The sequence below is a fragment of the Cryobacterium sp. SO1 genome, assembly GCF_004210215.2.
Classification (GTDB): domain Bacteria; phylum Actinomycetota; class Actinomycetes; order Actinomycetales; family Microbacteriaceae; genus Cryobacterium.
This window is the reverse complement of the sequence record NZ_CP067394.1, coordinates 704,558-723,724: the sequence shown is the minus strand read 5'-3', so window position 1 is coordinate 723,724 and position 19,167 is coordinate 704,558. Positions and strand designations below refer to the sequence as shown.

The 19,167-nt window shown below is 70.1% G+C and carries 20 protein-coding genes; 10 read left to right on the top strand and 10 right to left on the bottom strand.

Features of this window, described 5'->3' with window-relative positions:
- The first annotated feature begins 1 nt into the window (after position 1).
- From BJQ95_RS03385 to BJQ95_RS03365, 5 genes are all read left to right on the top strand, one after another.
- On the top strand, positions 2–661 hold the full coding sequence (locus BJQ95_RS03385) for an NADPH-dependent F420 reductase (protein WP_130177332.1): 660 nt from the start codon (positions 2–4) through the stop codon (positions 659–661).
- A 74-nt stretch (positions 662–735) separates the two neighbouring features.
- The gene (locus BJQ95_RS03380; protein WP_130177331.1) at positions 736–1,569 is read left to right on the top strand and encodes an arginase family protein; all 834 of its coding nucleotides are present in this window, start codon (positions 736–738) and stop codon (positions 1,567–1,569) included.
- A gap of 96 nt (positions 1,570–1,665) precedes the next feature.
- Entirely contained in the window at positions 1,666–2,451 is a 786-nt protein-coding gene (locus tag BJQ95_RS03375; protein WP_130177330.1) for a crotonase/enoyl-CoA hydratase family protein, read from the top strand.
- Between the two features lie 171 nt (positions 2,452–2,622).
- The gene (locus BJQ95_RS03370) at positions 2,623–4,116 is read left to right on the top strand and encodes an NAD(P)/FAD-dependent oxidoreductase (protein ID WP_130177329.1); all 1,494 of its coding nucleotides are present in this window, start codon (positions 2,623–2,625) and stop codon (positions 4,114–4,116) included.
- Complete coding sequence (locus tag BJQ95_RS03365; protein WP_130177328.1) at positions 4,116–4,526, top strand: Fe-S oxidoreductase; 411 nt, start codon at positions 4,116–4,118, stop codon at positions 4,524–4,526. Before BJQ95_RS03370 ends, BJQ95_RS03365 begins: the two co-directional genes overlap by 1 nt.
- On the opposite strand, the gene BJQ95_RS03360 is transcribed toward BJQ95_RS03365, so the two are convergent.
- The 4 genes from BJQ95_RS03360 to BJQ95_RS03345 all read right to left on the bottom strand — a co-directional run bounded on the left by BJQ95_RS03360 (position 4,486) and on the right by BJQ95_RS03345 (position 8,280).
- Positions 4,486–5,439, bottom strand: a complete 954-nt coding sequence (locus tag BJQ95_RS03360) for a siderophore-interacting protein (protein WP_130177327.1) — start codon at positions 5,437–5,439, stop codon at positions 4,486–4,488. The two genes, BJQ95_RS03365 and BJQ95_RS03360, sit on opposite strands and share 41 nt — an antisense overlap.
- Before the next feature lie 277 nt (positions 5,440–5,716).
- The gene (locus tag BJQ95_RS03355) at positions 5,717–7,222 is read right to left on the bottom strand and encodes a catalase (protein WP_130177326.1); all 1,506 of its coding nucleotides are present in this window, start codon (positions 7,220–7,222) and stop codon (positions 5,717–5,719) included.
- Between the two features lie 14 nt (positions 7,223–7,236).
- Positions 7,237–7,710, bottom strand: a complete 474-nt coding sequence (locus BJQ95_RS03350) for a Fur family transcriptional regulator (protein WP_130177325.1) — start codon at positions 7,708–7,710, stop codon at positions 7,237–7,239.
- A gap of 78 nt (positions 7,711–7,788) precedes the next feature.
- Positions 7,789–8,280, bottom strand: a complete 492-nt coding sequence (locus tag BJQ95_RS03345) for a MarR family winged helix-turn-helix transcriptional regulator (protein WP_130177324.1) — start codon at positions 8,278–8,280, stop codon at positions 7,789–7,791.
- Positions 8,281–8,341: 61 nt separating this feature from the next.
- On the opposite strand from BJQ95_RS03345, the gene BJQ95_RS03340 reads away from it, so the two are divergent.
- Positions 8,342–10,408: an MMPL family transporter gene (locus BJQ95_RS03340; RefSeq protein WP_130177323.1), complete on the top strand. Its 2,067-nt coding sequence runs from the start codon at positions 8,342–8,344 to the stop codon at positions 10,406–10,408.
- Here the strand turns inward: BJQ95_RS03340 and BJQ95_RS03335 are convergent.
- Positions 10,405–11,835 carry an amidase gene (locus tag BJQ95_RS03335; protein WP_130177322.1) on the bottom strand — a complete coding sequence of 477 codons (1,431 nt, stop codon included), beginning with the start codon at positions 11,833–11,835 and terminating at the stop codon, positions 10,405–10,407. The two genes, BJQ95_RS03340 and BJQ95_RS03335, sit on opposite strands and share 4 nt — an antisense overlap.
- Positions 11,836–12,047: 212 nt before the next feature.
- Here BJQ95_RS03335 and BJQ95_RS03330 point away from each other — a divergent pair, with 212 nt between their 5' ends.
- Positions 12,048–12,872, top strand: a complete 825-nt coding sequence (locus BJQ95_RS03330; protein WP_240694697.1) for an SDR family oxidoreductase — start codon at positions 12,048–12,050, stop codon at positions 12,870–12,872.
- 9 nt (positions 12,873–12,881) lie between these two features.
- On the opposite strand, the gene BJQ95_RS03325 is transcribed toward BJQ95_RS03330, so the two are convergent.
- The 4 genes from BJQ95_RS03325 to BJQ95_RS03310 are packed head-to-tail and all read right to left on the bottom strand — an operon-like array spanning position 12,882 to position 15,555.
- Positions 12,882–13,460 (bottom strand): GNAT family N-acetyltransferase, encoded by a 579-nt coding sequence (locus tag BJQ95_RS03325; RefSeq protein ID WP_130177321.1) that lies wholly within the window; start codon positions 13,458–13,460, stop codon positions 12,882–12,884.
- 25 nt (positions 13,461–13,485) lie between these two features.
- On the bottom strand, positions 13,486–14,253 hold the full coding sequence (locus BJQ95_RS03320) for a uracil-DNA glycosylase (RefSeq protein ID WP_130177320.1): 768 nt from the start codon (positions 14,251–14,253) through the stop codon (positions 13,486–13,488).
- 25 nt (positions 14,254–14,278) lie between these two features.
- Positions 14,279–15,010 (bottom strand): Type 1 glutamine amidotransferase-like domain-containing protein, encoded by a 732-nt coding sequence (locus BJQ95_RS03315; protein WP_130177319.1) that lies wholly within the window; start codon positions 15,008–15,010, stop codon positions 14,279–14,281.
- Positions 15,007–15,555 (bottom strand): phosphoribosyltransferase, encoded by a 549-nt coding sequence (locus BJQ95_RS03310; protein ID WP_130177318.1) that lies wholly within the window; start codon positions 15,553–15,555, stop codon positions 15,007–15,009. Before BJQ95_RS03310 ends, BJQ95_RS03315 begins: the two co-directional genes overlap by 4 nt.
- An 88-nt stretch (positions 15,556–15,643) precedes the next feature.
- Here BJQ95_RS03310 and BJQ95_RS03305 point away from each other — a divergent pair, with 88 nt between their 5' ends.
- The 3 genes from BJQ95_RS03305 to BJQ95_RS03295 all read left to right on the top strand — a co-directional run bounded on the left by BJQ95_RS03305 (position 15,644) and on the right by BJQ95_RS03295 (position 18,364).
- Positions 15,644–15,910 carry a hypothetical protein gene (locus BJQ95_RS03305; protein WP_130177317.1) on the top strand — a complete coding sequence of 89 codons (267 nt, stop codon included), beginning with the start codon at positions 15,644–15,646 and terminating at the stop codon, positions 15,908–15,910.
- An 87-nt stretch (positions 15,911–15,997) separates the two neighbouring features.
- Positions 15,998–17,554, top strand: coding sequence for an IS1182 family transposase (locus BJQ95_RS03300; RefSeq protein WP_256041428.1), 1,557 nt, complete (start codon positions 15,998–16,000; stop codon positions 17,552–17,554).
- A 210-nt stretch (positions 17,555–17,764) separates the two neighbouring features.
- Entirely contained in the window at positions 17,765–18,364 is a 600-nt protein-coding gene (locus BJQ95_RS03295; RefSeq protein WP_240694680.1) for a molybdenum cofactor biosysynthesis protein, read from the top strand.
- Here BJQ95_RS03295 and BJQ95_RS03290 read toward each other — a convergent pair.
- The gene (locus BJQ95_RS03290) at positions 18,297–19,142 is read right to left on the bottom strand and encodes an NAD(P)H-binding protein (RefSeq protein ID WP_130177199.1); all 846 of its coding nucleotides are present in this window, start codon (positions 19,140–19,142) and stop codon (positions 18,297–18,299) included. The genes BJQ95_RS03295 and BJQ95_RS03290 overlap by 68 nt on opposite strands.
- Positions 19,143–19,167 lie beyond the last annotated feature (25 nt).

Sequence of the window (19,167 nt, the reverse complement as noted above, 5' to 3'; positions counted from 1 at the left end):
CATGACTACTCTCGGAATCATCGGTGCCGGTAATATCGGCAGCCAACTCGCCCGCCTCGGTGTGGCCAATGGATACGACGTCGTGGTGAGCAATTCCCGCGGCCCCGCCACGCTTGAGACGCTGATCGACGAGCTGGGCCCGCGCGCCCGCGCCGCCCGGCCCGCGGAGACCGCCACCGCCGGTGACCTGGTCATTGTGACCATCCCGCTGCACGCCATCAACACCCTGCCGCTGCCCGAACTGGCCGGCAAGCTCGTGATCGACACCAACAACTACTATCCCCAGCGGGACGGCAACATCGCCGCCCTCGACGAAGAGACCACGACCACCGCCGAGCTGCTACAGGCGCTGCTGCCGGACTCCAGGGTCGTCAAGGCGTTCAACCACATCTATGCCACCGACCTCACCACGGATGGCCTGCCCACCGGTACCGAGAACCGGCGCGCCCTGGTCATCGCCGGCAACGACCCCGACGCCCGCGAAACTGTCACCGCGCTGCTGGACACGTTCGGCTTCGACACCGTCGACCTCGGCCCGCTCACCGAGAGCTGGCGCATCCAGCGCGACACCCCCGGCTACGGCCCGCGGATGGACGCGTTCGAGCTGCGCGAAGCGGTGAGCGCGGCCATCCGCTACCGGGACATGCCTCAGGCCGACTAGCCGGATCGGCCCGGCCCCGCACCCGCGCGACCTGGCAGATGCGCCGGGGCGGGGCCGAGGAGCATACTGGGGTGGTGTCCCCCAACTACGTGGTCGTCCCGCAGTGGCAAGGTTCAGTTTCCCCGCGCGCAATGCGCCTCGTCGACGGGGCCGAGGCGATCCAGGGTGACCTGCCGTTCTCGGTCACCTATCCCGTCGAGGTGCCCGCCGAGGCGGGTGATGCGTTGGACACCGGCATCCACCGGTTCTCGTCGTTGCTGACCGTGCACGACCGGCAGCTGGCGGTGCTGCGCGCCAGCTCGGAGCCGGTGCTCACGATCGGCGGCGACTGCGGGGTGTCCTTCGGCGCCGTCGAACACGCGTCCCGCCGGCACCCCGGCGACGTGGCGCTGGTCTGGTTCGACGCGCACCCCGACCTGCACACCAGCGTGTCGTCGCAGTCCGGCGGCTTCGGCGGCATGGTGCTGCGGGCCATCCTCGGCGACGGCGTCGACGGTCTTGCGCTCGACCCGGATGCCCGCCTCACGCCGGACAGGGTGGTGCTGGCCGGGGTGCGCGACATCGACCCCGCCGAAGACGTTTTCATCACCGAACAGGCCATCCCGCTGGTGTCGGTGGAGAATCTCGGCACCCCGGAGGCCCTGGTGGCCGCCGTGAAGCGCACCAATGCTGCCCACATCTACCTGCACATCGACCTGGACGTACTCGACCCGGCCACCATCGTAGGGCTGTCGAACATCTACCCGTTCGGCCTGGCCGTGGAGTCGCTCACCGCGGCGATCACGGCGCTCCGCGCCGAGTTCGCCCTGGCCGGAGCCACCATCGCCGGCTTCGCGCCGTCCTCCCCCGAGGCCGCCACCGACGACCTGCCCAGCATCCTGCGCATCATCGGCGCCCTCACCCGCTGACTGCCCCCTCGCGAACTGTGAGCTAAGCCCCGAAAACTCGCGTTTTTGGGTGCTTTTCTCACGGTTCGCGGGCCAATCGATCGAAGGAGAACATCCATGGACGAAGCACGCGTCGTGACCGAACGACGGGGGCACCTGCTGTTGATTGGGCTGAACCGAGCCGAGAAGCGCAACGCGGCGGATTTCGCCATGCTGCAGCAGCTGGCGCTGGCCTACGGCGAGCTTGAGCGGGACCCCGAGTTGCGCGTGGGCGTGGTGCATGCCATCGGCGAGCACTTCACGGCCGGGCTCGATCTGGCCGATGTGGGCCCACGGCTCGGGCCGCACGGCATCAACATCGTGCCGGAGGGCGGCATCAACCCCTGGCAGGTCGACGGCACCGCGCTGAGCAAACCCGTCGTGATCGCCGTGCAGGGCACCTGCCTCACGCTGGGCATCGAGCTGATGCTGGCCAGCGACATCGTCGTCGCCGCGGAGTCCACCCGGTTCGGCCAGATCGAGGTGAGCCGGGGCATCCTGCCGTTCGGCGGCGCCACCCTGCGCTTCCCCCGGACCGCCGGCTGGGGCAACGCCATGCGCTGGCTGCTCACCGGCGACCTGTTCGACGCCCGCGAGGCGCACCGGATGGGCCTGGTGCAGGAGATCGTGCCGAACGGCCGTGAACTGCACCGGGCCATCGAACTCGCCGAGCGCATCGCCGCCCAGGCCCCGCTGGCAGTGCAGGCCACCCTGGCCAACGCCCGCCTGGCACTCCGCGACGGGCCGGCGGCGGCCGAGGCCGAACTGCAGCCCGCCCTGGCCCGCCTGGCCGCCAGCACGGATGCCCGGATCGGCATGGAGGCGTTCCTCTCCCGCACCCCCGCCGAGTTCCAGGGCCGCTGACGGCCACTCCTCCCTCGTCGCCGGGCGCATAACTCCTGCAATTCTTCTACCCGGCCGACAGCGCATCCCGGAATGACGCGGATGCGCGCAGCGGCGCCGAAATTCTGCAGGAGTTCTGCTCACCCGGCCTTGGTCTGGATTCTTTGGAGGTGCGGTCGGTAGGCTGCGACGATGAGCGACACGACCTCGACAGCACCCACTCCAAGCACCACCCGCAGCTATGACGTCATCGTGATCGGCGCCGGCGCCGTGGGCGAGAACGTGGCCGACCGCACCGTGCAGGGCGGCCTGAGCACCCTCATCGTGGAGGCCGAGCTGGTGGGCGGCGAGTGCTCCTACTGGGCCTGCATGCCGTCCAAGGTGCTGCTGCGCAGCGGCGCCGCCCTCGCCGCGGCCCGCCGGGTGGCCGGCGCGGCCGAGGCAATCACCGGCCGGCTCGACGTGGCGGCGGTACTGAAGCGCCGCACCTCGTTCACCCACGACTGGAACGACGACAGCCAGGCCGACTGGCTCGACTCCGCCGGCATCGACCTGCTGCGCGGGCACGCCAGGCTCAGCGGCATCCGCGAGGTCACCGTCGACACCGCGGAGGGCCCGGTGATAGTCACCGCGAAACACGCCGTCGTGCTCAGCACCGGCTCGAGCGCCCTGCTGCCCGACATCGACGGCCTGGCCGACGTGTCTCCGTGGACCAGCCGGGACGCCACCTCGGTGAGCGACGTCCCCGGCCATCTCGCCATCATCGGCGGCGGGGTGGTGGCCGTGGAGATGGCGGCCGCGTACCGGTCCCTGGGCGCGAAGGTCACCCTGCTGGTGCGCAGCTCCCTGCTGCGCGATCAGGAGCCCTTCGCCGGCGAGATGGTGGCCACGGCCCTCGCCGACGAGGGCGTGGACGTGGTCACCGGCGCGAGCCCCATCGCCGCCCGGCGCACCGAGACCGGCGAGGTGGCCCTGGTGCTCGCCGACGGCCGCACGATCACCGCCGACGAGGTGCTCGTGGCCACCGGCCGGGTGCCGCGCAGCCAGGACCTCGGTCTGGCAACCGTGGGTCTCATCCCGGGCGAGTGGGTGGCTGTGGACGACACCCTGCTCGTCACGGGCGACTCCCCCGCCCTGGCGGGCGACTGGTTGTACGCCACCGGCGACCTCAACCACCGGGCCCTGCTCACCCACCAGGGCAAGTACCAGGCCCGCGCCGCGGGCGACGTCATCGCGGCGCGCGCCGCCGGCCACATCGTCGACGACGCCCCGTGGGGCACCCACGTGGCCACGGCCGACCACGCCGCTGTGCCACAGGTCACCTTCACCGACCCCGAGGTGGCCTCGGTCGGCCTCACCGCGGCGGCGGCGGAGAAGGCGGGTTTCCACATCCGGGTGCTCGACTACGACCTGGCCGGGGTCGCCGGCGCGAGCGTGCTGGCCGACGGGTACACCGGTCGGGCGCGCGCCGTCGTGGACCTCGACAGCGAAAAGCTGCTGGGGGTCACGTTCGTGGGCGCCGGCGTCGGCGAGCTGCTGCACGCGGCCACCATCGCCGTGGTGGGCGAGGTGCCGATCAGCCGGCTGTGGCACGCCGTGCCCAGCTACCCCACGCTCAGCGAGGTCTGGTTGCGCCTGCTCGAGGCCTACGGCCGTCCGCCGGCGGTCGACAACCGGGGCGTGTGATGCGGCGGCTGTTGTTCGACTCCCCGCTCAGCCGGGCGGGGTACCTCTACGCCACGGCGGTCGGCCTGGTCTGGGGCGCCGTCTGGAGCACCGGCCGCATCGAACGCGTCAACGGCCTGTTCGTATTCCGCGGCCTGCCCGCCTGGGCGTTCGGCCGCGGCGGCGCCTGCGTGGGCGGCGTGTACCTCACGAACCAGAACGTCACCGCGGATGTGCTCGAGCACGAGGCCGTGCACAAGGCACAGTGGCAGCGCTACGGCATGCTCTTCCCGGTGCTGTACTTCATCGCCGGGCGCGACCCACTGAAGAACCGGTTCGAGATCGATGCCGGGCTGGAGAAGGGCGGCTACTTGCGCCCCACGCGTGCGGTCACGCGTGCTCCGCGCGACCGTCGCGCCAGTACCCCATGAAGGCCACCTGGCGGCGGTCGATGCCGACCTCGGAGACCAGGAACCGGCGCAGGCGCTTGATCACGCCGGCCTCGCCGGCCAGCCAGGCGTAGAGCTCCCCGCCCAGCGCGGCACCGTCCAGGGCCGACCCGTCGGGCACCTCCCAGAGGATCGACTCGTCGATGTCGATGTCGGGCAGCTCGGTGCCACTGTGGTGCGCGGTCATGAACCGGGCGGTCCAGCCTTTCACCGCGGCCTCGAGCGCTGCGCCGTGCCCGGCGCCGTTGCGGGGCAGCCAGGTGACCGTGACGCCATCCGGAGCGTTGGTGTCGTGGGCGTCGCCGGCCTCGGGTACCTCGATGTAGGCGCAGCCGCGCGCGGTGCGGGGCAGCGCGGAGAGGATCGCACAGATGGCCGGGGCGGCGGTCTCGTCGCCGGCGATCAGCACGGTGTTGGCGTTGCCCGGCGCCCATTCGATGCCGACCACCGGGTTGTCACCGTCGGCGACCGGTCCCACGATGGCGACCTCGTCGCCGACGATCGCAGCGCGCACCCAGCGCGAGGCGGGGCCGGCGTCACCGTGGGTGACGAAGTCGATGTCCACCTCGCGGTGCTCGGGGCGGGCGTGCCGCACCGTGTAGGTGCGGATCGGGTTGCGGCGCTCGTCGGGCAGGTCGCGCCAGGTCTCGTACCAGGAGTCGTTCCGCGGGAACGGTGAGACGCCCACACCGGGCAGCGGCAGCACGATCTTGATGCGCTGGTCGAGGCCTGCGGTGCCGAATTCGTGCAGATCGGGCCCCGTGAAGGTCACCCGGGTGAAGTTGGTCGACAGCCGTTGCAGCCGGGCGACCGAGACAGCGAACGGGCGGTAGCTGGGGCGCGGGGCCCGCACGCGTGCGGCGGCCGGCGCGGGAGCGACTGTCGAAGTAAGCATGGCCTAAGTATGGCATGCCTAACCTCATTTGCACCCGGGGGGGCGATCGAGCCTCCCGCCCCCGTTGATCGAGCTTGTCGAGATCCCGTGAGCCATCCTCTGAACGCAGACAGGCTCACCGGGTCTCGACAAGCTCGACCAGCGAACGGGGGCTCGACCAGCGAACGGGGGCTCGACCATTGAACGGGGGCTCGTCCGATGATCGGGGTGCGAAACGCGAATGGGTCGCGCGGCCGACCAGAGTCGACCGCACGGCCCAGGAGCGCAGTAGCGCTTGCTACTCGCCGACGCCGACGGGTTCGGCGGCCACGTTGGCCGAGGTGGCCTCGGCGTCGCCGTCGGCCAGGTTCAGCCTGAGGCTCGCGCCGAGGGTGGCGTCCACGCTGGTCCAGTACGCGATGGCGCGTTCCTTGACCTCGGGGCGGGTGACGCCGCCGACGGCACCGGTGATGGTCTCCAGGAACCGGGCCTTGGCCGCGTCGTCGAAGACGTCGCGGTAAAGGGTGCCGGCCTGGCCGAAGTCGTCGTCCTCGGAGCGGAGTGTGGCGGCGCTCCGCACCAGCGCACCATCGTTCTCCCAGCTGCCGTCGCCCGCGAGGGCCTCGTCGGCGACGGGGCCACCGAGCGAGTTGGGCGCGTAGTTCGGGGCGCTGGCCTCGCTGAAGTGGTACCGGGCGGCGCCATCCTGCGAGTAGTTGTTGACCGGGGCCTGCGGGGCGTTGATCGGCAGCTGGTTGTAGTTGGTGCCCACGCGGTAGCGCTGGGCATCCGGGTAGGAGAAGATGCGCGCCATCAGCATCTTGTCGGGGCTGGCTGCGATGCCGGGTACGAAGTTGGCCGGCGAGAACGCGGCCTGCTCGATCTCGGCGAAGAAGTTGCCCGGGTTGCGGTTGAGGGTGTGCGTGCCCACCTTGATCAGCGGGAAGTCACTGTGCGGCCAGACCTTGGTGAGGTCGAACGGGTTGAACCGGTAGGTCTTTCCCTCGTCGTACGGCATGACCTGCACGTGCACGTCCCAGGACGGGAAGTCGCCGGCGTCGATGGCCTCGTAGAGGTCGCGGCGGTAGTAGTCGGCGTCGGCGCCGGCGATGAGCTCGGCCTCGGCGCCTTCCATCTCGATGTTGCCCTGGTTGGAGGTGAAGTGGTACTTCACCCAGAAGCGCTCACCGGCGGCATTGATCCACTGATAGGTGTGCGAGCCGAAGCCGGGCATGGTGCGCCAGGAGCGCGGCAGGCCGCGGTCGCCCATCAGGTAGGTCACCTGGTGAGCGGACTCGGGCGAGAGGGTCCAGAAGTCCCACTGCATGTCGGCGTCGCGGAGGCCGGAGCCCGGCAGGCGCTTCTGCGAGTGGATGAAGTCGGGGAACTTGATGCCATCACGGATGAAGAACACCGGGGTGTTGTTGCCGACGATGTCGTAGTTGCCCTCGGTCGTGTAGAACTTCACCGAGAAGCCGCGCACGTCGCGCCAGGTGTCGGGCGAGCCCTGCTCGCCGGCGACGCTGGAGAAGCGCTGCAGGGTGTCGGTACGGGCGCCGGGCTGGAACAGGGCGGCACGGGTATAGGCGGATACGTCGCCGGTGACCTCGAAGACGCCGTGCGCCCCGCCGCCCTTGGCGTGCACGATGCGCTCCGGGATGCGCTCGCGGTTGAACTGGGCGAGCTTCTCGAGCAGGTAGCGGTCGTGCAGGGCGGTGACGCCGTCGGCGCCGGCGGTGAGGGAGTGCTCGTCGCTGGGAACCGGGGTCCCGGTTTGGGTGGTGGTGGGGGGCAGTGTCGTCATGGTGCTCCTTTGTTCTACAGCGGGGAAGGTGAGGAAGATGTGGCCGCCTGGCAGTCGGGGCACAGGCCCCAGTACGTGACCTCGGCGGTATGCACGGTGAACCCGGAGGTGCTGGACGGCGTCAGGCAGGGGGCCTCGCCCACGACGCAGCCGACATCGCGCACGGCACCGCAGCGCGTGCAGACGATGTGGTGATGGTTGTCGCCGACCTGACGTTCGAAAAGCGCCGGCGAGCCGGCTGGCTCGATCTTGCGAGCGATCCCGGCGCCGGTGAAGGCCGCGAGCACGCCGTAGACGGCCTGCAGCGATGTTCCCGGCAGCTCTGCCCGAACCGTGGCGAAGAGGCGCTCCGCGGTCGAGTGCGGAGCCTGGTCGAGAACCCGCAGCACCGCCAGCCGGGGAGCGGTGACCTTCAGACCGGAGGCACGGATGCTGTCGGCGAGCGGCCCCGGCGGCTCTGCCGCTCGCGTCCGTTCGTTGTCACCCATTCGCCCACGCTACCAATTGTTTTGATTGAATCAAAACATTGTGCTTGTGTCGGCGTGGCCGGGTGCCGAGGTCGACCCTCAGGATGGCGAGTCGAGGGACGACCGGTAGACGCCGATGACCCGGGTCAAATAGGCCCCGACGATCTGTCGCTCATCGTCGGAGAGCTCCTGGGTGAGAGCCGCAACGCCCCCGATCACCGGGTGCAGTTGCTGGAAGGCGCGCGCGACCGACTCCTGGGCGGGAACCACGACAACCTTGCGCCGGTCTGACGTGTGCGGATGACGCTGTGCGTGACCGAGTGCAACCAGCCGGTCGATGACCAGGGTGGTCGCCGCCGTGGAAATGTCCAGACGGCGAGAGAGCTCCCCCGGGGTCAGCTCCCCCTCCTGGATGAGGTGTTCCATCGCGGCCAGGTCGGTGGTGTTCACCTCGAGTGCCTGCCCGACCTGGCGCTCGAAGGCGCGCGACAGCTGCACAATCTGGTGCAGGGCGGCACCGATCGCATCCGAATCCGGCTGGCCGGAGACCCCGGAGGCCACGCCGGGAGCGAGGTTGCGACGCTCTTCCATAGAGGAGATACTATTACGCAGATCACTAGGAAACCTAGCAATCAATACTATTGGAGGAATTGTGCTCGCGATTCAGCGCTTCATCACAGGCCGGCGCACCGCCTGGGTCGTGCTCGTTGCGACGATCGTCGCGGTCGGACTGCTTTTCACCCTCCTCCCGTCGGACGATTCCGAGGAATTCCCCACCTCGGGGCTCCCCACCTCCAGCCAGGCGGCCCAAGTGGACGCTCTCCTCGCCGACTTCCCGTCCGCCGAGCAGACCTCCGCAATCGTGGTGTGGAGCAGGGACGGCGGCGAGCTCTCCGAAGCCGACCTTGCGGCCATCACCGCTCAGGGCGCTGCTTTGGCCGAGCAGTCGATCGCCCCGCAGGCCACCACACCGCGGTTCAGCGACGACGGAAAAGCTGCCATCAGCATCGTTCCGCTGAATGCGGACGAGGCCAACGCCGATATCGGCCAGACCGCCACCGACATCCGTGACACCGCATCCGCCGATTTGCCGGACGGCCTGGACACCTACGTCACCGGGGCTGTCGGATTCCAATCCGACATCACGAACGCCTTCGCCGGTGCCGACCTGCGACTCCTGCTCGTCACCGTGATCGTCGTGGCCGTGCTCCTGATCGTCACGTACCGCAGCCCGGTGCTCTGGATCGTCCCCCTCGTCGTCGTCGGCGTGGCGGACGGTCTCTCCACCGTCGTCGTGGGTGCCCTCGCCGAGCCGTTCGGCATCACCCTCGACCCCTCCGTCGCCGGCATCCAATCCGTGCTGGTCTTCGGCGCGGGCACGAACTATGCCCTGCTGCTCGTGGCGCGCTATCGGGAGGAACTTCTGCGCACCGAGAACCGCAACGCCGCCATGCTCGCCGCCGTGCGCGGTGCCGGCCCGGCCATCGCCGCCAGCGGCGGCACTGTCGCGCTCAGCCTGCTCACCCTGCTGTTCGCCGAATTGTCGGGCAACCGGGCGCTCGGCTTCGCCTGCGCCATCGGCGTCGTCATCGCCATCATCTTCGCCCTGGTCGTGCTGCCCGCCGCCCTTGTGGTCTGCGGCCGCGGCCTGTTCTGGCCGTTCATCCCCCGCTACGTACCCGGCGCCGAGGCCGAGGCGCGCACCGGCTTCTGGACCCGCCTCGGCCGCGGCGTGCAGCGTCGTCCGCTCGTGGTCACCGCCGCATCCGTCGCCGGTATCGCGGCCCTCAGCCTGGGCCTGATCGGTGCGTCCGTTGGGCTGTCGCAGGCCGACCAGCTGCTCGGCAAGCCCGAGTCGGTGCAGGCGCAGGCCATCGTGGAGGAGTCATTCTCCGCCGGCCTGACCAGCCAGACCATCGTGCTGGTTCCGGATGCCGCGGCCACCGAGGCCAGCGCGCTCGCCACCGAGACGTCCGGGATCGAGTCCGTGCTGCCCGGCGAGAGCGCGAACGGCCTCACCCGACTGAACCTGTCCCTGGCCAGCGAACCGGGCAGCGACGAGACCTTCGCCATCATCGACACCCTGCGCGGCACCTACGCCGACGCGTCGGGCGACGTGTCCGAGGCGCTGGTCGGCGGCAGCGATGCCACGGCGTTCGACAACAAGACGAGCGCCCAGAACGACCAGGCGCTGATCATCCCGATGATCCTGGCGATCGTGTTCGCCATCCTTGCCCTGCTGTTGCGGTCGCTGGTGGCGCCGGTCCTGCTGATCCTGAGCGTGCTGGCGACGTTCTTCGCCAGCCTCGGCGCCTCCAACTGGATCTTCCAGAACCTGATGGGGTTCCCGGCTTTCAACACCAACGTGGTGCTGTTCGCGTTCTTGTTCCTGGTGGCCCTGGGTGTGGACTACAACATCTTCCTCACCACTCGGGCCAGGGAAGAGAGCATCCGCTTCGGCACCAGTGAGGGCATGGTGCGGGCGCTGTCGTCGACGGGCGCGGTCATCACGAGCGCCGGCATCCTGATCGCGGCGGTGTTCGCCGTGCTGGGTGTTCTCCCCGTCGTGGCCCTGACCCAGATCGGTGTCATCGTCTGCATCGGTGTGCTTCTGGACACCCTCGTGGTGCGCACCCTGGTGGTGCCCGCGCTGGTCTTCCTCACCGGCGACCGGTTCTGGTGGCCGTCGCGTCCGGCCGCGAAGGCGCCGCGGGTCTAACGGGCCGCCGGCGGCACCCGGTCCTGCCAACGTAGCCGGCGCTCCAGTTGCGCGCCGAGAGCGAGCAGGGTGGCCTCCCCGCCGGGGCGTCCGATGAGTTGCACACCCATCGGCAGGCCGTCCGTGGTCTGTGCAACGGGCAGGGTGATGGCCGGCAGGCCCGCGACGTTCACCATCGAGGTGAACGGGGTGTACTGCACCTGCTGGGCGAAGTTGCGTTCGCCGTCCTCGGCGTCGTACCAGCCCACGGGCCGCGGGGGGAGCGCCAGCGCCGGAGTGAGGACGGCGTCGAACCGGGCCAGCTGGCGGATGAGTGAGCGCTCGTACGCCGCGAGGGTGGCCAGCGCCTCGGCGACGTCGCGGCCGGTGAGCGCCCGGCCGCGGTGCATCAGCCACCGGGTCAGGGGTTCGAGCAGCGCCTCCTGATCGGCGGTCTCGGCGGGGATCCGAGCGGCGCTCAGCTGCCAGAGCGCCCGGAACGCGGGCGCATAGCTCGGATCGGGGGTGAGGGCGGTCTGTTCGATACCGTGCCCCATGGCGGCGAAACCGTCCACGGCCGCGGTGAGCGCGGCCAGAGCCTCAGGGGCCAGGCTGATCTCGTACGCGTCATCCCAGGCCGAGGTGGTCATCACGCCCAGTTGGTAACGACCCTCGCCGCGGACGGCGGCGCCGAGCAGCTGCTCGTCTTCGCCGGGCGCTCGTACCGCGAACGGATGCTCGGCCCGGCCGCCGCCCGGCGCGATCATGGCGTCCAGCAGAAGGGCGGCATCCGCCACGGTGCGCGCCAGCGGGCCGGCCACCGGCAGGCCACCGGGCACCTCGAGGCCGCTGGCCGCGGGGATCCGGCCGCGGGACGGCTTGAGGCCGACGAGCCCGCACGCGGCGGCGGGGATGCGCACCGAACCGCCGCCGTCGCTGCCGGGGGCGAACGGCAGCATCCGGGCGGCCACGGCCACGGCGGCGCCGCCGCTGGAGCCGCCGGCGCCGAGCGCGGGGTTCCACGGGTTGCGGGCGGGGGCGCCGGCCACCGGCTCGGTGTAGGAGGGAAGGCCGAATTCGGGGGTGGCGGTCTTGCCCAGGCTCACGCCGCCGGCGGTGTCCAGGGCCTGCACGAGCAGGTCACTGGTCTCGGGGACGTTGTGCAGCATCAGCCGGGAGCCGAGCCGGGCGGGCACGCCGGCGCGCAGCTGTAGGTCCTTGTCGCCGAACGGCAACCCCCACAGCGGTGCGGTCTTGGGCACCTGCGTCTGAACGAACCGGGCCCTGGCCCTGGCGTTTTCCGCGGTCACCGTGACGAAGGCGCCCAGGCCGGGGTTCAGCCGGTCGATCCGGGCCAGGTAGTGCTCGGTGAGCTCGGTGGGGCTGATCTCACCCTGCTGCAGCGAGCGCCACTGGTCGAGGGCGGTCAGTTCGAAGAGGTCGGCCATCCCCCGAGCCTAACCACGCCCCTGCCCCGCCGGCCCGGGTTGTCCGCCCGGTCGCCCGCCTAACTGGTCCCGCTCCGGACATCTGCGTCCGGTGTGCCGGGCCCAGATGTCCGTTTCGGGAGCAGTTGGTACGGCGGATGCAGCAGCACGGCGGGTGCCGGGACGACGGACTGACTCTGGCCGCCCCGGCCCGGCCCGGGTAGCCTCGAAGAATGACCCGCACCACCGTTGCCACGCAGTACAACCCGATGGGCACGACGGCCCTGATCACCGGGGCATCCAGCGGGCTCGGTGTGGGGTTCGCTCACGAGCTCGCCCGTCGCGGCGCCGACCTCGTGCTCACGGCCCGGCGGCTCGAGCGACTCGAAGCCCTCGCGGTGGACCTGGCCGAGAAATACGGCACCGTGTCCACGGTGATCCCGCTCGACCTGGCCGAATCCGGTGCCGTCCCCGAGCTGGTGCGCGACCTGACCGACCGCGAGATCCGGGTGGCCACCCTGATCAACAACGCCGGCTTCGGCCACTTCGGCACCCTGGTGGATGCGCCGGCCGACCGGGTGCACGACCAGGTCGCCGTGAACGTGGCGGCGCTGACCGATCTCACCCACGCCCTGCTGCCGGGTCTGCTATCCGCGGCGCTCGCGCATCCGCACGGCGCGGCGCTGGTGAACGTGGCCAGCACGGCGGCGTTCCAGCCGGTGCCGCGGCTGGCGGTGTACGCCGCCGCCAAGGCCTACGTGCTCAGCCTCACCGAGGCGCTCTGGTACGAGACCAGGGCCACCGGTCTCAAGGTCACCGCGCTGTGCCCCGGCCCCACCGAAACCGAGTTCTACGCCGTCGCCCGGCGGTCGCCTGGCGGACCGCGCCGACTGATGAGCGTGGACGAGGTGATGGGTGCGGCGTTCGCGGCGCTCGACATGCCCCGCACTCCCCCGCACGTGGTCGCGGGCACCCAGAACCGGATCACGGCCTGGCTGGCCGGTTCGGCGCCGCGGCGCGCCGTCGTGACCGTGACCGGACGGCTGTCGCAGCGCTGAGCCGGAGGGCTACTTCAGACTCTTCTGCAGCAGCACGGTGCCAAGCCAGCGCTCGAACTTGAAGCCGACCTTGCCCATCCGGCCGATCTCCTCGAAGCCGAAGTCCTGGTGCAGCTTGATCGAGGCCTCCGCACCCTGGTCGGCGATCACGGCGATGATCTCCTTGAGGCCGGCGGCCTGTGAGCGTTCGATCAGTTCGGCCAGCAGCACCCGGCCCAGGCCCTTGCCCGTGGATGCCGCGCCGAGGTAGATCGAGTTCTCCACCGTGAACCTGTACGCCTTCTTCTGCTTCCACGGGCTCACCAGGGCGTAGCCGAGCAGCTGGCCGGCCGGCGATTCGGCCACGATGAACGGCATGCCGAGCTTGGCCAGATAGTGGAACTTGTCGCGCCACTCGGCCAGCGTCATGGCATCCTCGTCGAAGGTGACGGTGCTGTTGGCGACGTAGTAGTTGTAGATCTCGCGAATGTCAGGCAGGTCGGTTTCCACGGCGTCCCGGAGTGCGAACTCGAACGGAGCCTCGGGGGCCGTCGCCGGCGTCAGGTGACGCGGCAGCCGTCGACGCGGCTGGTATTCCTCTTCAAGCACCGGTGGTGTCCTCTCGTAACCCTGTTCAGATTACCGTCAGTGACCAGTCAACGGGGGCAGCGCCCTGCTCCGCCAGCAGGGCATTCGCCCGGCTGAACGGGCGCGAACCGGTGAAGCCGCGCCGGGCCGACAGCGGGCTCGGATGCGCCGACACGATGGTGGGTGTTCGGCCGAGCAGCGGGCTCAGGGTCTCGGCGTCCTTGCCCCAGAGGATGGCGACGAGCGGGGTGCCGCGGGCGGCGAGTGCCCGGATGGCTTGGTCGGTCACGGCCTCCCAGCCGTGCCGCCGGTGCGAGCCGGCCGCGCCGGCCCGCACGGTGAGCACCCGGTTGAGCAGCAGCACGCCGTGCCGGGTCCAGGGGCTGAGGTCGCCGTCCGGCGGTGTCGGCAGGCCGAGGTCGGCCTGAAGTTCGGTGAAGATGTTGGCGAGGCTCCGCGGCACCGGGCGCACATCCGTCGCCACCGAGAACGCCAGGCCCACCGGATGCCCGGGGGTCGGGTACGGGTCCTGGCCCACGATGAGCACCCGCACGTCGTCGAACGGTTGCCGGAACGCGCGCAGGATGTTCTCCGGCGCGGGCAGCACCTGCTCACCGGCCGCGGCCGCCGCTCGCGCGAAGGCGAGCGGGGCCGCGAACGGGGCGACGGTGCTGACATCGACCGCGCTGAAATCGGCAGCGCTGACATCGGCCGCGCTGACATCGGCCGCGCTGACATCGGCCGCGGCAGAGCCGGTCACGGGCAGGCCGAACGCTCGCGCCCAGCCGGGCTCGATCAGTGCCGGTTCGGTCATTCGGCGTGTGGGGGCGGTTCGTCGTTCAGGAGCCGAAGGTGCTCACCAGCACCCCGCCCTCTGACTCGCTGACGGTCCAGACGCTGCCGGAGCCGGCCACACCCAGGGTGCCCTGCCCCACGATCAGCACGGTGCCCTCGTCCACGGCGAGACCGCCGCGGATCAGGCCGGCCTCGGTGGCGGCGACCATGCGGCCCAGCGTGCCCCACTGGGCGGCGTGCACGTCCACGGTCACGTCGAGCAGGCCGATGCCGTTCTCGATGCTGATCTCGTCGAGCTCCTCCGAGGCGTCCTGGGGGCTGACCGGCACGCCGCCGATCTGCCAGCCGCCGAGGACCGCGCGTTCTGCGGCGATCATGGCGCCGGCGGAGTAGCCGAGGTAGGGGATGCCGGCGGCCACCTGACGGCGGATCTCCCCGGCGATGGGGGCGACGGCCGTGAGGTAGGCGGGGGTCAGGCCGCCGCCGATCACGATGCCGTCGACATCCGCCACCGCGAGCATGGGGGCCTCGTCGGCCAGGCCGAGCACGGTCAGATGCGGGTCGATGGGCCCCGCGGCGCCCAGGGCCGCGACCAGTTTGGCGGCGTGGTCGTCGCCGTCGCCGTTCCGCACCACGATGATCGCCAGGCGCGGCTCGTCCCGGCCTGCCGCCGTTCCGCGCAGCGCGGCCTCGGCCAGGAACGGGCCGTAGACCACGGCGTCGCTGTCGGTGTCGTTCTCGGCAGCCCAGCCGCCGCCGACGAGGTGGATGCTCATGCGTCCACCACCGAGGTCAGCGGGGTGGCCGTCACGGGCGGCAGCGACGACCAGGGGAAGACGATCCAGCCGTCGGTCTCGCGCCAGGTGAAGTCGGGCACGTGCACGGTGCGTGGCTTGGTGTACAGGGTTGCGGAGCGCACCTCACCGGCCGATTCCTTGAGGATGCCGACAACAAGGGCCAGGGTGTGGCCGGAGTCGGAGACGTCGTCGACGAGCAGCACGCGCAGGCCGGCGAGCGCCGGGGCGTCGAGCATCGGCCCGCTCAGCACGGGCTCCGGCAGGCGCTCGTCGATGCCGGTGTAGAACTCCACGTTGATCGAGCCGCAGTTCTTGGTGCCGAGGGCGTAGGAGATCGCCCCGGCCAGCAGCAGGCCGCCGCGAGCGATGGCGATGACAACGTCGGGCTGGAAGCCACTGGCCAGCACGGTGGAGGCCAGCGACCTGGACGCGTCAGCGAATTCGGTCCACTCCAGCACCTCGCGGGGCGGATCGACGGGCGGATCGATGGTGGCGGGGGTCTCGGTGTGCTGGTCCAGTTGCATTTGTCAATGGTAGAACCTCGAGCGCCCGACGTGCGCGGACCAAGGACCCGGTTCAGCGACGGGCCCCCGGGTAGCGCAGAATTGACTCATGATCACACTGCAGCAGGATGCCGACGGCTTCGTCCGCATGAACCGGCACTTCCCCAGCAAGACCCCCCTCGCGATTCTCTTCACCGACGGCAGCACCGGCGAGTACACCGGCGCCCGGCTGAACGAGCTGTACGACGCGGCCCTGGCCACCTTCCGCGCCGAGAACCGTCTCGACGCCAAGGGATTCTCCCGCAGCCCGGCGAAGACCGTGCACCCCACCAACAATGTGGGGTTCGTGCCGGTCACCGCCGGGATGGCCCCCTAGGAGGCCGCTGAACAACTTTGGGTGCGGGTGTCGCTTATTTAAGGCGCGCCTGCGGCGGGTCGGCTCTTGGTCGTTAAGACTGGGGTGATGCAGGGTTGTGATGATGGTCAGCGTGAGATTTACGATGTCGATGCCGTAGCGGGGCACTTGCTTCCGCCTGGATCGGTGTTCGCTTTCCTCGCAGCGCACCGTCGGGAGCTGTTTCCCGATGATGCGTTTGCGGACTTGTTTTCCTCGCAGAACGGCCGCCCGTCAATACCGGCGGACGTGATCGCGTCGGTGATGGTGTTGCAAACACTGCACAACCTTTCCGACAGGGAAGCGGCCGAGGCGTTGACGTATGACCTGCGGTGGAAAGCCGCCTGCGGGTTCGCGCTGACTGAAACCTCTTTCCACCCGACCGTGCTGGTCTATTGGCGCAAACGCTTGGCTGCCAGTGACCGGCCGCACCGCATTTTTGAGGCCGTGACCGCGGTCATTGCCCAGTCCGGAGCATTGTCGGGGCGCAAACGCCGGGCGTTGGACTCAACAATTTTGGAGGATGCGGTTGCCCGGCAGGACACCGTCACGCAGCTGGTCGGACAGATCCGCCGTGTTGGCCGGGAGATCCCCGGCGCGGACGTGAGCGTCGCCGGCTTGACCGGCCATGATTACTCCCAGCCGGGCAAGCCCGACATTGCGTGGGACGACCGCGACGCCCGCGACGAGCTCGTCTCCCGCCTGGTCACCGATGCTCTCGCTCTGCTGGGCAGCATCAACGTCCATATCCTCAACAAGAAGCAGCAGGAAACCGTCGCGCTGCTTGCCTTGGTCGCCGGCCAAGACGTGGAACCCGCCGACGGGTCCGACGGGACCGACGGGCGGTGGCGGATCGCCCGCCGGGTCGCTCCCGACCGGGTGATTTCCACCGTCGATCCTGATGCCCGCCATGCGCACAAGAGCCGCCAGAAAAAGATCGACGGCTATAAAGCCCACGTCAACGCGGAGCCCGACACCGGGTTGGTGACGGCGGCAATGCTCACGAAAGCCTCTGGTTCGCAAAACAGCGACGCGGCTCGCGGCGGCGAGCTGCTCGCGGCCGACGTCAGCATCGGTGAGCAAAACATTGACGTGCTGGGTGATTCGGCCTATGGCAGCGGCGGGCTCCTGACCGAGATTCATGCCGCTGGGCACCGGCCGATCATCAAGCCGATGCCGCTGGGCCGAGCCGTTCCGGGCGGATTCACCATCGATGACTTCACCGTGGATGAAACCCTGCAGACCGTGACCTGCCCGGCCGGGAACGTCCGGTCGCTCAGCCCGAAACGACGGGCCAGTTTTGGTAGTTCGTGCAAGGCCTGCCCGCTGATGGCGCAGTGCACCACCGCGAAGTCCGGCAAGAAGATGCAGATTCATCCGCTGGATCAGGTTCGCCGGGAGCACCGCGTCACCGCTCAGGACCCGGACTTTCAAGCCCTTTATCGCCAGCACCGTCCAATGATTGAACGGACGCTGGCGTGGATGACGCGCGGGGCCCGGCGGGTCCGCTACCGCGGCGTTGCCAAGAACAATGCGGGGTGGGTGATCCGTGCTGCCGCGATCAATCTCAAACGGCTCCTCAACCTCGGTTTGACCAGCCAGAACGGGGTTTGGGCCCTTGGATAACACCCCGACGCACAAGGACCACCTCGGCGCACGGTCCCAGGCGGCAGAGCCGCCCACTACGGCCCCATCGATCAGCCCCGACGCGAGATCCCACCATCGTGGCCGATCGCTCAGTCGACCGCACAAAGCCCCACAGCGGAGCAAAAAAACACTCGAAGAACTCGCCGAGGCAACTGGACCCCTAATATTCAGCGCCCTCCTAGCGAGCTGATGAGCGTCCTGCCGTACAGCGCCGAGGTGGAGATCGTGCTGCTGTTGGCGTCCCCCGTGCACCGGTACGAGGGGCGCCCGGCCGACGGGCCGCTGCCGGTGGTGGGCGAGGAGAGCCGCGCACGTCTCGAGGTGCGGGCGGGCCTGGGCATCGTGGGCGACCGGCACTTCGGCCGGCGGGCGCACGTGCAGGCGTCGGTCACGGTGATGAACGCCGAGGTACTCGACCTGGTCGCCGCCGAGCTGGCGCTGCCGCACCCGCTGGATCCGGTTGCCACCCGGCGCAACATCCTGCTGCGCGGCGTCGAGATCGACGCTCTGCGCGGGGCGACATTCTCGCTCGACAGCGGCGACGGTCCCGTTCAGTTTCGGGCGCACCGGCCGGCGAACCCCTGCGCGTGGATGGATGTGGTGCTGGCCCCCGGCGCCCACCGTGCCCTGCGTGGGCGCGGGGGCCTCCGCTCTGAACCGCTGACCGACGGGATGCTGCGGCTCGGCCCGGCAACGATGCGGTGCAGCGTGCCGCTGGTGGCTACGGGTGCCGCACGCCCTGCCCGGCCAGAACGGCCCGGTAGCCCTCCCGGTAGCTCGGGTAGCTGAAGCTGAAGCCGGTCTCGAGGATGCGCCGGTTGCTCACCCTCTTGTCGCCGCCACGCCTGCTGCCGGTCTCGACGATCTCGGGCACGGGCAGACCGAGTTCGCCGGCGAGGAAGGCCAGCACCTCCACGACGGGTACCGGTGTCGAGTCGACGCCGAGATAGAGCCGGTCCGGCCCCGTGGCGCGACAGACCAGGTGCACGATCATCGCGGCGGCGTCGTCACGGTGGATCCGGTTGCTCAGCCGGCCGCGCTCGGCCACGCTCGCGCGGCCCGAACGCACCTGATCGATCAGGCGTTCCCGGCCGGGGCCGTAGATGCCGCCCAGGCGCAGCACGACCGCCGACGGGATCCGGCTGCGCAGCAGTTGCTCGGCCTCGGCCAGGATCGAGTCGGTGCCGGGCCCCGGGTTCGCGGGGGTGTCCTCGTCGACGGTACTGCCGTCGTCCACGTCGTAGACCGCCGTGGAGGACACCATCAGGAACCGTCGCGGGGACACCCGCGCGGCGTCCAGCGCGTCGAGCAGGTTGGCCAGGCCGGTCACATAGGCGGCCCGGTAGATGGCCGGGTCCGGGTTGCCCGCGGCCACGGTCACGATCACGACGTCGGTGTCCGGCGGCACGTCGGGCTGCTCACGGCTCAGGTCGACGGACTGCCCGTTCAGCGCGGCCGGGAGCACTCTGGCGTTGCGGCGGAGGCCCACCACGTGCTGGCCGAGCGCGACCAGGCGCAGGCCCACCTCGGTGCCGAGGTCGCCGCATCCGGCAATCAGTACTGTCATGCCTCCAGTATGGAGCTGCCGGCGC

Bases quoted from the DNA above. Each gene is read 5' to 3' on its own strand.
- BJQ95_RS03385 (WP_130177332.1), top strand. From the start codon at position 2: ATGACTACTCTCGGAATCATCGGTGCCGGTAATATCGGCAGCCAACTC.
- BJQ95_RS03375 (WP_130177330.1), top strand. From the start codon at position 1,666: ATGGACGAAGCACGCGTCGTGACCGAACGACGGGGGCACCTGCTGTTG.
- BJQ95_RS03370 (WP_130177329.1), top strand. From the start codon at position 2,623: ATGAGCGACACGACCTCGACAGCACCCACTCCAAGCACCACCCGCAGC.
- BJQ95_RS03365 (WP_130177328.1), top strand. From the start codon at position 4,116: ATGCGGCGGCTGTTGTTCGACTCCCCGCTCAGCCGGGCGGGGTACCTC.
- BJQ95_RS03360 (WP_130177327.1), bottom strand. From the start codon at position 5,439: ATGCTTACTTCGACAGTCGCTCCCGCGCCGGCCGCCGCACGCGTGCGG.
- BJQ95_RS03355 (WP_130177326.1), bottom strand. From the start codon at position 7,222: ATGACGACACTGCCCCCCACCACCACCCAAACCGGGACCCCGGTTCCC.
- BJQ95_RS03350 (WP_130177325.1), bottom strand. From the start codon at position 7,710: ATGGGTGACAACGAACGGACGCGAGCGGCAGAGCCGCCGGGGCCGCTC.
- BJQ95_RS03345 (WP_130177324.1), bottom strand. From the start codon at position 8,280: ATGGAAGAGCGTCGCAACCTCGCTCCCGGCGTGGCCTCCGGGGTCTCC.
- BJQ95_RS03335 (WP_130177322.1), bottom strand. From the start codon at position 11,835: ATGGCCGACCTCTTCGAACTGACCGCCCTCGACCAGTGGCGCTCGCTG.
- BJQ95_RS03330 (WP_240694697.1), top strand. From the start codon at position 12,048: ATGACCCGCACCACCGTTGCCACGCAGTACAACCCGATGGGCACGACG.
- BJQ95_RS03320 (WP_130177320.1), bottom strand. From the start codon at position 14,253: ATGACCGAACCGGCACTGATCGAGCCCGGCTGGGCGCGAGCGTTCGGC.
- BJQ95_RS03315 (WP_130177319.1), bottom strand. From the start codon at position 15,010: ATGAGCATCCACCTCGTCGGCGGCGGCTGGGCTGCCGAGAACGACACC.
- BJQ95_RS03310 (WP_130177318.1), bottom strand. From the start codon at position 15,555: ATGCAACTGGACCAGCACACCGAGACCCCCGCCACCATCGATCCGCCC.
- BJQ95_RS03305 (WP_130177317.1), top strand. From the start codon at position 15,644: ATGATCACACTGCAGCAGGATGCCGACGGCTTCGTCCGCATGAACCGG.
- BJQ95_RS03300 (WP_256041428.1), top strand. From the start codon at position 15,998: ATGCAGGGTTGTGATGATGGTCAGCGTGAGATTTACGATGTCGATGCC.
- BJQ95_RS03295 (WP_240694680.1), top strand. From the start codon at position 17,765: ATGAGCGTCCTGCCGTACAGCGCCGAGGTGGAGATCGTGCTGCTGTTG.
- BJQ95_RS03290 (WP_130177199.1), bottom strand. From the start codon at position 19,142: ATGACAGTACTGATTGCCGGATGCGGCGACCTCGGCACCGAGGTGGGC.